General features: G+C 74.4%; 13 protein-coding genes. 2 read left to right on the top strand and 11 right to left on the bottom strand.

The annotated features are described in order from the left end of the window. The 11 genes from FHU33_RS24920 to FHU33_RS09615 all read right to left on the bottom strand — a co-directional run bounded on the left by FHU33_RS24920 (window position 1) and on the right by FHU33_RS09615 (window position 8,489). Window positions 1–375 (bottom strand): hypothetical protein, encoded by a 375-nt coding sequence (locus FHU33_RS24920; protein ID WP_170182384.1) that lies wholly within the window; start codon window positions 373–375, stop codon window positions 1–3. Then, window positions 372–1,556, bottom strand: a complete 1,185-nt coding sequence (locus tag FHU33_RS09660) for a cytochrome c-type biogenesis protein (protein ID WP_142025165.1) — start codon at window positions 1,554–1,556, stop codon at window positions 372–374. The genes FHU33_RS24920 and FHU33_RS09660 overlap by 4 nt, the downstream gene beginning before the upstream one ends. A gap of 5 nt (window positions 1,557–1,561) precedes the next feature. Continuing rightward, window positions 1,562–2,140 carry a TlpA family protein disulfide reductase gene (locus FHU33_RS09655; RefSeq protein ID WP_170182383.1) on the bottom strand — a complete coding sequence of 193 codons (579 nt, stop codon included), beginning with the start codon at window positions 2,138–2,140 and terminating at the stop codon, window positions 1,562–1,564. Beyond that, window positions 2,137–4,149 carry a heme lyase CcmF/NrfE family subunit gene (locus tag FHU33_RS09650; RefSeq protein ID WP_142025163.1) on the bottom strand — a complete coding sequence of 671 codons (2,013 nt, stop codon included), beginning with the start codon at window positions 4,147–4,149 and terminating at the stop codon, window positions 2,137–2,139. The genes FHU33_RS09655 and FHU33_RS09650 overlap by 4 nt, the downstream gene beginning before the upstream one ends. Beyond that, window positions 4,146–4,592, bottom strand: coding sequence for a cytochrome c maturation protein CcmE (locus FHU33_RS09645; protein ID WP_170182382.1), 447 nt, complete (start codon window positions 4,590–4,592; stop codon window positions 4,146–4,148). Before FHU33_RS09645 ends, FHU33_RS09650 begins: the two co-directional genes overlap by 4 nt. 91 nt (window positions 4,593–4,683) lie before the next feature. Continuing rightward, window positions 4,684–5,421 carry a cytochrome c biogenesis protein CcsA gene (gene ccsA, locus FHU33_RS09640; protein ID WP_142025161.1) on the bottom strand — a complete coding sequence of 246 codons (738 nt, stop codon included), beginning with the start codon at window positions 5,419–5,421 and terminating at the stop codon, window positions 4,684–4,686. A 4-nt stretch (window positions 5,422–5,425) separates the two neighbouring features. Continuing rightward, window positions 5,426–6,082 (bottom strand): heme exporter protein CcmB, encoded by a 657-nt coding sequence (locus tag FHU33_RS09635; protein WP_142025160.1) that lies wholly within the window; start codon window positions 6,080–6,082, stop codon window positions 5,426–5,428. Then, window positions 6,079–6,741, bottom strand: a complete 663-nt coding sequence (locus tag FHU33_RS09630) for an ABC transporter ATP-binding protein (RefSeq protein WP_142025159.1) — start codon at window positions 6,739–6,741, stop codon at window positions 6,079–6,081. Before FHU33_RS09630 ends, FHU33_RS09635 begins: the two co-directional genes overlap by 4 nt. A gap of 125 nt (window positions 6,742–6,866) precedes the next feature. Next, complete coding sequence (locus FHU33_RS09625; RefSeq protein ID WP_142025158.1) at window positions 6,867–7,388, bottom strand: hypothetical protein; 522 nt, start codon at window positions 7,386–7,388, stop codon at window positions 6,867–6,869. A 7-nt stretch (window positions 7,389–7,395) separates the two neighbouring features. Continuing rightward, window positions 7,396–7,983: a hypothetical protein gene (locus FHU33_RS09620; protein WP_142025157.1), complete on the bottom strand. Its 588-nt coding sequence runs from the start codon at window positions 7,981–7,983 to the stop codon at window positions 7,396–7,398. Between the two features lie 38 nt (window positions 7,984–8,021). Next, on the bottom strand, window positions 8,022–8,489 hold the full coding sequence (locus FHU33_RS09615; protein ID WP_142025156.1) for a PPOX class F420-dependent oxidoreductase: 468 nt from the start codon (window positions 8,487–8,489) through the stop codon (window positions 8,022–8,024). 235 nt (window positions 8,490–8,724) lie between these two features. Here FHU33_RS09615 and FHU33_RS09610 point away from each other — a divergent pair, with 235 nt between their 5' ends. Further along, window positions 8,725–9,864 carry an AI-2E family transporter gene (locus FHU33_RS09610; protein WP_246063460.1) on the top strand — a complete coding sequence of 380 codons (1,140 nt, stop codon included), beginning with the start codon at window positions 8,725–8,727 and terminating at the stop codon, window positions 9,862–9,864. Between the two features lie 99 nt (window positions 9,865–9,963). Next, entirely contained in the window at window positions 9,964–10,908 is a 945-nt protein-coding gene (locus tag FHU33_RS09605; protein ID WP_211355057.1) for a proteasome assembly chaperone family protein, read from the top strand. The last annotated feature ends 70 nt before the right edge of the window (window positions 10,909–10,978 follow it).

The raw sequence follows: 10,978 nt of genomic DNA, 5'->3' as shown, positions 1-10,978 counted from the left end.
TCAGCCTCCCGCGGCCACCGCCACGGAGGTGTGCATGCCGGCCGTCGAATGGCCCGTCAGCGTGCACTCGAGGTGGACCGGACTGCCGCGCTCCACCTGGACCTCGAGGGTCTGGCTGTCACCCGGGGACAGGACGTCGCTGCGGCCGATCTCCTGGTCGCCCTGCCGCAGCACGACGTCGTGCGCCGCGCCACCGGCGTTGGTCACCACGACGGTGACCGGTCCGGCCTCCAGCGCGCCCGCCGACAGCCCGAACGCGTACTCCTGCATGCCGATCCGCAACTCGCCCGCCGGCGGCCCCGTGGGCACCGGCGCGGGTTCGGTCGTCCCGCAGCCGGCGAGGAACAGCGCCGCCACAGCGGCCAGTGATCTCACCCGTCCCCCAGCAGCGCCCGGACCCCGGGGGCCGCCGGGGAGTCCGGGGCGAGCTCGAGGAAGCGACGCAGGGTGTCGGTCGCCTCCGGTGCTCCGGCCGCCTCCTGCGCCAGACCGAGGACGAGGAGCACGTCCGGGTCGTCGGGGTACCGCCCGGCGAGCTCCCGCATCGTCGGCACCGCCTCGGCGCCCCGGCCCGCCCGGACCAGCACGTTGCCGCGGAGCAGGGCGACGTCGTCGGCCGCCGGCTGCAGGGCCAGTGCCCGGTCGTACGCCTCGACCGCCGGGTCGAACTGCCGCGCGCGGTCGAGGGCACGGCCGAGGGCCAGCCACGCGGCCGGATCCTGCGGGCGGGCCTCGGCTTCGGCCCGCAGCGCCGCGACGCCCGGAGCGGGCTCCGCAGCGACCGGGACGTCCCCCGTGACCGGATCCCCGGCGCCTCGGTTCCCCATCGCCGTACCCACGCCCACTCCCGCAAGCGTGAGCAGGACGACCGCCGCCCCGGCCGTGACCGCCCGTCGCGGCAGCACCGCGCCGGGATCCCGCACCCGCGCGGACGTCTCCCGCGCCCGGTACCGACCGAAGGCCGCGGCCAGCCGCCGGTCGGCCCGGGCCAGCGCCTCGGTGTCGGCCGAGTCGTCCTCCTCCGCGGCCAACCGGACGTCCAGAGCCTTCCGCAGCGACTCCCCGGCCGGGGAGCCGTCCGGCACCAGCCCGCCGGCACGGTGTGCCGCGAGGGCCTCGCGAGCCGGCACCACCACGGCATCCCCCGCCGTCCTCTCCGGCGCGCTGCGCGGCCGGTGCAGCCAGCGCCAGGCGACGATCCCACCGGCCGCGACGGCCAAGGCCGGCAGCAGCCAGGCCAGCAACCCGACGCCGGACGGGTCGGGGCTGAGCAGGACCTCCTCCCCGTAGCGATCGACGAAGTACTGCCGGATCTGGTCCGGGGTCCGGCCTGCCCGCAGCTGGTCCTCGATGACCTGCCGGGAGCTCGCGGCGAGGACCGACGCGCTGTCGGCGACCGACTGGCCCTGGCAGGTCGGGCAGCGCAGGCCGACCGCCACGGCCTGGACCTGTTCGGGGATCGACGGGGAGTTCTGAGGCGCGGCGGCGCGCAGGAGTCCCAGCACCGCGAGGACCACCACTCCTCCGACGACCGCCGCGCCCGCCGCCCGCCGCACCGGAATCACGGTGCGTCGCCGCCGAGCAGCGGAACCACCTGCTCGGTGATCCAGGCCGCGTCGACCTCACCGATCGTCTTGGCCACGACCGTGCCGTCCCGGCCGACGACGTAGGTCTCGGGCAGCGCGAAGGTTCCCCAGGCGATCGCATGGGTTCCCTCCGGATCGATGAGGGTGGGCCAGCGCGCTCCCCCGAACTCCGCCAGGAACGCTCGGGCATCGGCGGGGTCGTCCCGCACGTCGACGCCCACGATCCGCAGGCCGCGCGGTCCCAGGGCCTCCGCCGCAGACGTCAGCACGGGGTGTTCCCGTCGGCAGGGCTCGCACCACGAGGCCCACAGGTTGACCAGCACCACCTCCCCCCGCCAGTCGGCCAGGTCGAACCGGCCGCCGTCGAGCGTCTCCCCCGCCAGCGGAGGGGCGGGCTGCCCGATCAGCGCCGACGTCGACGCCGAGGAGTCCCCGCCCAGCCGGGCGGCGAACAAGCCGCCGACCAGCGTGACGACCGTGAGGAAGACCAGGACGGCAGGCCAGCGGCGGCGCCGCCGCGGCGACTCGGACGAGGCGCCGGTCGGCGTGGTCACGCCCGCACCTCCTCGGCGTGGTGCGCCGGGTCCTGGGGCAGCGCCGCCGCGGCCGGCTCGCGCGACCGCCGGCGGGGCCAGCCGGCCGTCATCGCACCGGCGACCATGACCGGGATCGACACCCACAGCCACAGCACCAGAGGGTTGACCACCAGCCGCACGGTGGCCGTGCCGCTGTCCGGGTCCACCTCCGTGAGGACCAGGTAGGCGTCCTCGGTGAGGGTCGTCCGCACCGACGGCGTCCCGACCGCCTGGGTGAGCGCCGGGTAGGTGCTGAGCTGCGGGGAGTGGACCCCGACGTCGCGACCGTCCTCGCGCAGCAGCAGGTCGGCGGCCACCGACGTCCGCCGGTCGTCGGCCGACCGCCGGACCTCCTGCAGCGTCGCCGTCCAGTCGCCGACGCGCACGGTGTCACCCAGGGCCAGCTGCTGGGTCGCCGAACTGCTGTAGGTCGACGACGCGGCCACCGCCACCGCCGCGAGCACGAAGCCCAGGTGCACGAGCAACCCGCCGTAGGTGCGCCGTCGGTGGAGCAGGGTCCGCCCGACCGCGCCCGCGAGGGGGCCGGGCAGCAGCGCCCGCGTCCGCCCCACGTCCAGGACCACCCGGGTCAGCGTGGCCCCAGCGACGAACACCGCCAGCCCGAAGGTGAGCAGGGCGCCGACCCCGCGCAGCCCGGACAGGCCCAGCAGGCCGACGGTCGCCAGGCCGGCAAGCGCCGAGGGCAGCAGCTGCCGGGCCACGCGCCGGCCCTGGGCCCGCCCCCACGGCAGCAGGGGGCCGATCCCCATCAGCAGGACGACGAGCAGCGCCAGCGGCACGGTCATCCGCGTGAAGTAGGGAGCGCCGACGCTGAGCCGGTCGCCGGTCACCGCCTCGACGGCGATCGGGAAGGTGGTGCCGAGCAGGATGGTGAACGCCAGGCCCGCCAGGAGCAGGTTGTTCGCCAGGAAGGACGTCTCCCGGGAGGCCGTCGCCAGCAGCGGCTCGTCGTCGGCCAGGCGGTCCGAGCGCCACAGGAACAGCAGGCCGGCAGCCAGGACCACGGCCAGCAGGAATGCGAGCAGCACCGGACCGATCGCCGACCGGGTGAACGCGTGGACGCTCTCGACGACCCCGCTGCGGGTGAGGAACGTGCCGAACAGGACGAGGACGAAGGTGGCGATCGCCAGGGTGAGATTCCACAGCCGCAAGGTCGCCCGCCGCCGCTGCACCATGACCGAGTGCAGCAGCGCGGTGGCGGTGAACCACGGCAGCACCGAGACGTTCTCCACCGGGTCCCACGCCCAGTAGCCGCCCCACCCGAGCACCTCGTAGGCCCACCATCCGCCCATGACGACGCCCGCGGTGAGGAACGCCCACGCGGTGAGGGTCCAGGCGCGGACCACGGCCACCCACGCCGCGCCGGTTCGCCCGGTGACGAGGGCCGCGATCGCGTAGGCGAACGGAACGGCCATGCCGACGTAGCCGAGGTAGAGCAGCGGCGGGTGGACCCCCATCAGGGGGTGGTCCTGCAGCAGCGGGTTGGGTCCCGGCCCGTCGGCGGGGGCGGGGCTCACCCGCTCGAAGGCGTTCCCGGCGAACAGGGCCAGCGCGAAGAAGAAGACGCCCAGCACGGACAGCACCGACATCGCCCACGGGTGCAGGTCCCCGGCTCGCGGATGAACGCGCACCATCGCCAGCGCGGTGAGCCCGGTCAGCACCAGCAGCCACAGCAGCAGCGATCCCTCCAGCGCCGCCCACAGGCTGATCACCGTGTAGTACAGCGGTACCGCCCGCCCGCCGTTCTCGGCGACGTACCGCACGGAGAAGTCGTGCTGGACCAGGGCGTCGACCATCACGGCGACGGCGACGGCGGCGCCCAGCAAGGCCCCCAGCGTGCCGATCCGCGCCCACCGGCCCGCCTCGCCGGTGACCCGACGCCGGGCCGCCACGGCCCAGGCCATGGTGGCGGCCGTGGCGCACACCAGGCCCAGCGTCAGCCCGAACGAGCCGAGCAGCTGCCTCATCCGCCGTCCTCAGCGGGGCGGCCGGTCCCGTCCGCCGGGGCGCGGTATTCGTTGTCATGCCGGACCAGGAGCACGTCCGAGCGGAAGACGCCGTCGGTGCCGAGGATGCCTTCCACCACGGCCCCCTGGCCCTCCTGGAAGACCCCCCGGGGCTGACCGGTGTTGACCACGGGCACGTCCTGCACCCCGTCGGTCAGCTCGAAACGCACCCCCTCCGCCGTGGTCTCGACGGTCCCGGCCACCACGAGACCGCCGAGGCGGACCCGCTGCCCCGGCAGCTCCGGATCGGCGACCAGCTCGCTGGTGGTCCGGTAGTAGACGAGGCTGCCCTGCAGGCCGGCGACCGCCAGCACCCCGACCGCGACGAGGACCACGCCCGCGACCAGCAGCAGCCGCACGGGCAGCTGTCGACGGCGGGCGGCTGGAACATCGGCCGCGGTCACCGCGCCCTCCGCCCCGGACGGGTCCAGAACCAGTACGCGGCCCAGGTGCTTCCCGTCAGCAGGTATCCCGCGGCCACCCACCCCCAGCTGTTCACCGCCGGATCCTCGGGACGACGACGAGCGCCTCGGCCGGGGCGTCCGTCGGGGGGCGCGGGGCTTCCGCCGTGGGGGCATCGGCCGAGGCGAGGACCCGCAGCCGGCGCCGCACCATCAGCGCCCCGGCCAGCGTGAACGCCACGACCGCGGTCGCCAGAGCGGCGGCCATCCAGGGGTCCATCGGTGCAGGGTCCGGCGACAGGACCGTGGCCGGCTGGTGCAGAGTGCGCCACCACACGACCGAGAAGTGCACGACGGGCACGTTGATGAATCCCAGGATGCCCACGGCCGCAGCCCGGCGGGCCCCCGCAGCGCGGTCGTCCCCGAGGCCGCGAACCCCCAGGTATCCCACGTACACGAGCAGCAGGACGGCGGTGGTGACCAGACGGGGGTCCCAGACCCACCACACGCCCCAGACGGGCCGGCCCCAGATGCCGCCCAGCGCGATCGCCAACGCGGTCATCCCGACGCCGAGCTCCGCGGACGCCTGCGCCCGGCGGTCCCAGCGCAGGTCCCGCGTCAGGAGATGGGCCACGCTGGCGACGAGGACCGCCGCGAAGGCCAGGTAGGCCAGCCAGGCGGCGGGCACGTGCACGTACATCAGCCGCTGCGGCTCGCCCTGCACGGCGTCGGTCGGCGCGACGACCAGCGCGAGGGCCACCGCGAGGCTCGCGACCACGGCCGTGGCTGCGCACAGGAGGCGGTCGACCGTGCCGTGAGAGGGGGACGTCATCCGATCACTCCTCCAGCAGGACGGGGAACACGGCCCAGGCAGCGGTGAGCACGGCCATGGCGTACAGGGTCATGAGGATGCTCCAGGGGAGCACGGCAACTCCGGGAGTCGCCAACTGGGTGCCGGCGAGCAGGGCCGGGAGGCCGGCCGGCAGGATCAAGGCCGCCAGCAGTCCGTTTCGCCGGGCGCCGGAGGCGACGAGCACACCGAACGTCGTCGTCGCTGCCGCGAGCGCCAGCGTGCCCACCGCCCCGCCGTACAGGGCTCCGGGCAGGACCGGGACGTCGAACAGCACGGTGACGAGAGCACCGGACAGCACCCAGGTCAGAGCCAGAGCCGCCCAGGTCGCCAGCAGCTTGCCGGCGAAGAGCGGGTTCGGGGCGACGAGCCCGCGTAGCGCGTCCCAGCTGTCCTCCGCCATCTCGGCGCCGGCCACGGCGCGAGCCAACGGGACCGTGGCGACCAGCACCGCCAGCCACGTCGTCCCGCCGGCCGTGGCCGCCAGGTGCTGCGGGGTGGGCCCGAAGGACAGACCTGCCAGGACCACGAAGGCGGCCGCGAACGGCGCCGTGGTGACCAGCGCCTCACGGCCGGCCAGCTCCACGGCCACCTCCCGGCGGAACACCGCCGCGGTCGCAGCGCGAGTGGTCGGCTCCGTCACCGCAGCACCACTCGTCCGTCGCCGATCTCCAGATGCGCGTCCGCCACGGTGAGGAGAACGCCCGGCTGGTGCGTGGCGACCAGGATCGTCCGGCTGTCAGCGCGGAGCGCGTCGAGGACCCCGGCGAGATCCTGCGTGCCCTGGGGGTCCAGTGCGGCCGTGGGCTCGTCCAGGCAGAGCAGCGCCGGACGGCAGGCGACTGCGGCGGCCATCGCGGCACGAACGCGCTCACCGGCCGACAGCGTGCCGACCCGGCGGTGCGCGAGGGCCCCGATGCCGAGCAGGTCCACCGCGTCAGCGACTGCCCCCCGCCGACCGGCCAGCCCCGCAGTGCTCGTCACGGCGTCCGCGACGGTCTGCGCACCGCGCAGGCCTCCCCCGCCACGGACGTACAGGGCACGGCCGGCGCACTCCCGGCTACCGCTGCTCGGACGCAGCAACCCGGACGCCAAGCGCAACAGCGTGCTCTTGCCCGACCCGTTGGGGCCGGTCACCACCGTGAGGGTCCCCGCGGCCAGGGAGACATCGAGCGGCGCCCACACCGCGCGGCCGCCGTGGATCCGGCTGACGCCCCGCATCTGCAGCACCGCGGGGACAGCGGCGGGCGGCGACCCTGCCGGGAACCGCAGGCCGCCGTCGGTCGCAGGCTGCCCGAGCACGGCCTCAGCGTAGAGCGAGGGGGACCTGCCGAACCGTCACCGGAGCTCACCGGTCGACGCATACGGCGATCCACCGCTCGAGCGGCGGCACGCATCCCGCCCCGGCGACCGTGTGCTCGGCGTGCTCAGCCGCGCAGCAGCACGGCCACTCCGACGCAGGCGGCGGCCCACAGCGCGCTGGCCAGCGTGCCGAGGATGAACCGCTCGGCGGCCGCCGGGCTGCGCAGTTCGGCGTACCGTCCCAGCCCCTTCACGGCCGCGACCACGACCAGCCCCTCCGCCGACCCGGCCAGCAGGCTGGCCGCGACCGCCGCCCGCTCGAGGATCCCGATCCAGGCGCCGCCCCGGAGTATCTCCGGGTCCTGGGGGCCGCCGCCGACACCCGCCGCCGCCGGGTCGGCGACGCGGAGGACCGCGGTGGCGACCGGACCACCGCCCGCCACCGCCGCGAGGACACCCGCCACGGCGGCCGCTTCGGCCAGGCCGTCGGGCGCGTTCCCCCCGGCCCACGCGATACCCCCGGCGAGGACGAGGAGGACGCCCGGGACCACGGCGGCCCAGGCGGGACGGACGCGCTCACCCTGGGCGGTGAGCAGGAGCCCGCACACCGCCGTGAGGCCGAGCAGGACGACGACGGCAGCGTTCATGGCCGGATCATCCTGCCGCGCGGGTCAAGAGACGGGCCGCCGTCGGGCGCAGGTCCCGTTCCAGGTCCCACAGGCCGGCGGCCAGCCGCTGACCGACCGCCTGCCGGGAGATGCCGAGCACGGCGGCCGCCTCGGCCTGGGTGCGACCACTGCTGACGAGCCCGATGGCGTCCCACGCCTGCTCGCTGCGCCGGTCGACGACGACGGCGAGTGCGCTGAGCACCGCCTGGGCGTCCCCGGCGTCGGCGGGCACGGCGCCGCGCACGGCCAGCCGGGCGGGCCGCTGCTTGGCGGCATCGACGGCCCTCCGAGCGCACAGGAAGGCGGGGCCGGCACCGGCTCGCGTGGTCGCTGGCAGCGGTGTCTGCACCGGGCCGGCCCCCACCCCGATGCTCCACTCACCGGCGCGGACCAGCCGGAGGACGACGTCGACGACCTCGTCGGGCTCGGCCAGGACGCCCTGGAACTCGTCGCCGGCCGTCCGCTCGAAGGCCAGGAGCGCGGGGACGGCGGCGTTCAGGTCGCGCAGCGCGTCGGCGACACGGTCAGGCTTGCGTCGACTCGCCTTCTGGTCCACGGTCAACACGTACGGCATCAGGCAAGGTTGACAGCTTTCCTGCACAGAGGCAAGCCTCAGAGCTTGTCAATTACCTCGGGTGGGAAGCCGCCCGTGGCGATGGGCCCCCAGCCGGTGATCGTGACCCGGAGCAGAGACTTCCCCTGCCGGCTCATCGCCGCGCGGTACTCGTCCCAGTCAGGGTGCTCACCGCTGATGGACCGGTAGTACTCGACCAGCGGTTCCAGCGCCTCGGGCAGATCCAGGACCTCCGCCTCGCCGTCCACCTGCACCCAGGCATCGTTCCAGTCCGGTGACAGCACGCAGAGCGAGACGGCCGGATCCCGTCGCACGTTGGCCACCTTGGCCCGCTGGGGATAGGTGGAGATCACGATGCGACCGTCGCCGTCCACTCCGCAGCTCACCGGGGAGAGTTGCGCGCCGCCCTCCCGGCGGCGGGTCACGAGCACCGCCTGGTGACGCGGTCGCAGGAACTCCAGCAGGGCGTCTCGGTCGACGCGGTCGGCGGTCGCGGTCTTCGGCATACCGATGACGCTACGACGCGCCACCGATGATCGTGACCGCACGGTCGCGCCCGCGCATCTGTGCTGAGATCGGCGCATGAGGATCCCTCTGCCCGGTCGAACCGGCACACCGCCGGACGGGACCGATCCCACCGAGCCGGATGCGCCACGTCCGTCCCGTGCCGTCCCGCAGGACACGGCCGCGCCCGCTCCGACCAACCAGCGCGGTCCCCGCCTGCGCCGTGCCAGCCGTTCCGTGGCCATCGCGTCCGCCGAGCTCCTGCTGATGGTCGGCGGTGTGATTGTCCTCGGGTACGTCCTCGGCAAGCTGTGGGTCGTCCTGCTGCCCGTCGTCCTCGGGCTGCTGATCACCACCGTGCTGTGGCCTCCCACTCGCTTCCTGCGCAAGCACGGCTGGCCACCGGCCCTCGCCGCGGTGACCGTCGTGGTCGGCTTCCTGGCCGCCTTCGGCGGCATCATCGCGTTGATCGCCCCGCCGGTCGTCGCGCAGGTGGAAGAGCTCGGACAAGGCGTCAGCGAGGGCCTGCAGCAGTTGCAGGGATGGCTGACCGGCCCTCCGTTCAACCTCGGCGAGGAGCAGATCGGGCAGGCCGTCGACCAGGCGATCAACTCCATCCAGGGCAACGCCCAGAACATCGCCCAGTACGCGGTCACCGGGGCCGCGGCCATCGGCTCCGGACTGATCAACCTGGTGCTCGCCCTCGTGCTGACCTTCTTCTTCCTCAAGGACGGGCCGCGCTGGGTCCCGTGGCTGGCCGCGCAGACCGGACCGCCGGCCGCGCCGCACATCGCGGCACTGTCGGTGAAGACGTGGACGACACTGTCGGAGTTCATCCGGCAGCAGGCCCTGGTCGGTTTCGTCGACGCCTTCTTCATCGGGCTGGGCCTGTGGATCCTCGGTGTGCCGCTGGTGCTGCCCCTGGCCGTGCTCACCTTCTTCGGCGCGTTCATCCCGATCATCGGTGCGTTCGTCGCCGGCGGCTTCGCGGTCCTGATCGCACTGGTCAGCAACGGCTTCACGACGGCGCTCATCGTGCTCGGCATCGTCATCGTCGTGCAGCAGATCGAGGGCAACGTCCTCCAGCCGATCATCCAGGGCCGGGGCCTGAACCTGCACGCCGCCGTGGTCATCCTCGCCGTCACCGCCGGCAGCAGCCTGGCCGGGATCATCGGCGCCTTCCTCGCCGTCCCGGTGACTGCGCTCATCGCCGTCGCCTACCGCTACGCGCGCGACCAGCTCGACGGGCGCTCCCCCGAGGTCACCGCCGAGGGCACCCGCGTCCAGCTCACCGGGGACTCCCATGGCGCCCGGCTCACCGAGGAGGAGGTGCAGCCGACGCCGGCGGGCCCGCCGCGGCCCGAGCCGGAGCGCTGACGTCGCCCGTTCCGAGGACCACGGAAGACGCGTCCGGGAATGCCATGGCGCACTCCGGGGCTGCAGCCGAGGTCCGTCCCACATCTCAGGAGGTCCACCGTGGCCCACCGACCGGAGGATCTGGTCGAGCTCCTCCCCGAGGCCCAGCGCTTCCTCGCCCGCGAGGCCGCGGTCGGCGGACCGGAGGAGCGTGCCGGCCTGGTGCTCGTGCACGACCTCGCCGGCGATTTCGACGCCGCGCGCGCGGGAACCCTGGCCGGCGCTCACCTGCTGGCCGGCCTGCCGCACGAGGTCATCGCCCGCTTCGACGCCGACAGCCTCGTCGACTACCGCGCCCACCGGCCCCGGATGACCTTCAACAGCGACCGCTACGAGGCGTTCGCCGCGCCGGAGATCCTGCTCCACGCCGTCGAGGACGACGCCGGAAAGCAGTTCCTGCTGCTGCACGGCGCCGAGCCGGACTTCGCGTGGGAGCGGTTCGTCGCCGCCGTCGCGGGGCTGGTGGAGCGGCTCGGGGTGACCACCGTGATCGCGCTGCAGGCCATCCCGATGCCCGTGCCGCACACCCGGCCGGTCACCGTCACCGCGCATGCGACGCGGCGGCAGCTGATCGAGCAGTATCCGGTCTACTGGGGCGAGATGCGGATCCCCGGCAGCGTCTCGGCGTTGCTGGAGCTGCGGCTGGGCGAGGCGGGGGTCGACGCGCTGGGGGTCGCCGCCCACGTGCCGCACTACCTGGCGCAGGCGACGTACCCGGCGGCCTCCCTGACCCTGCTCGAGCACCTCGAGGGGCTGACCGGCCTGCACCTGCCCACCGAGACGCTCCGCGAGGCTGCGCAGACCAACCGGACCGAGATCGACGAGCAGATCGCGCCGTCCCCCGAGAACACCGCGGTGGTCGCCGCCCTCGAGCAGCAGTACGACGCGTTCACCGCTGCCCGCGAGGGCACCGACCTGCTCTCCGGCGGTGAGGTCCCGAGCGCGGAGGAGATCGGTGCGGAGTTCGAGCGCTTCCTGGCCGACCAGGACCGCAGGCGCGACTAGAACATCGTCGTCCTCCGGACGACACCGCGGCCAGGTGCCGTCCCGGCTCACGCTGAGCCGCTGCGTCGTC

Source organism: Blastococcus colisei (genome assembly GCF_006717095.1).
GTDB lineage: Bacteria > Actinomycetota > Actinomycetes > Mycobacteriales > Geodermatophilaceae > Blastococcus_B > Blastococcus_B colisei.
Note: the sequence above shows the minus strand (reverse complement) of the source record. Positions and strands in the feature narration are given on the sequence as shown.

Coding starts and splice junctions, on each gene's coding strand:
- FHU33_RS09650 (WP_142025163.1), bottom strand. CDS start 4,149: ATGAGGCAGCTGCTCGGCTCGTTCGGGCTGACGCTGGGCCTGGTGTGC.
- ccsA (WP_142025161.1), bottom strand. CDS start 5,421: ATGACGTCCCCCTCTCACGGCACGGTCGACCGCCTCCTGTGCGCAGCC.
- FHU33_RS09625 (WP_142025158.1), bottom strand. CDS start 7,388: ATGAACGCTGCCGTCGTCGTCCTGCTCGGCCTCACGGCGGTGTGCGGG.
- FHU33_RS09620 (WP_142025157.1), bottom strand. CDS start 7,983: ATGCCGTACGTGTTGACCGTGGACCAGAAGGCGAGTCGACGCAAGCCT.
- FHU33_RS09615 (WP_142025156.1), bottom strand. CDS start 8,489: ATGCCGAAGACCGCGACCGCCGACCGCGTCGACCGAGACGCCCTGCTG.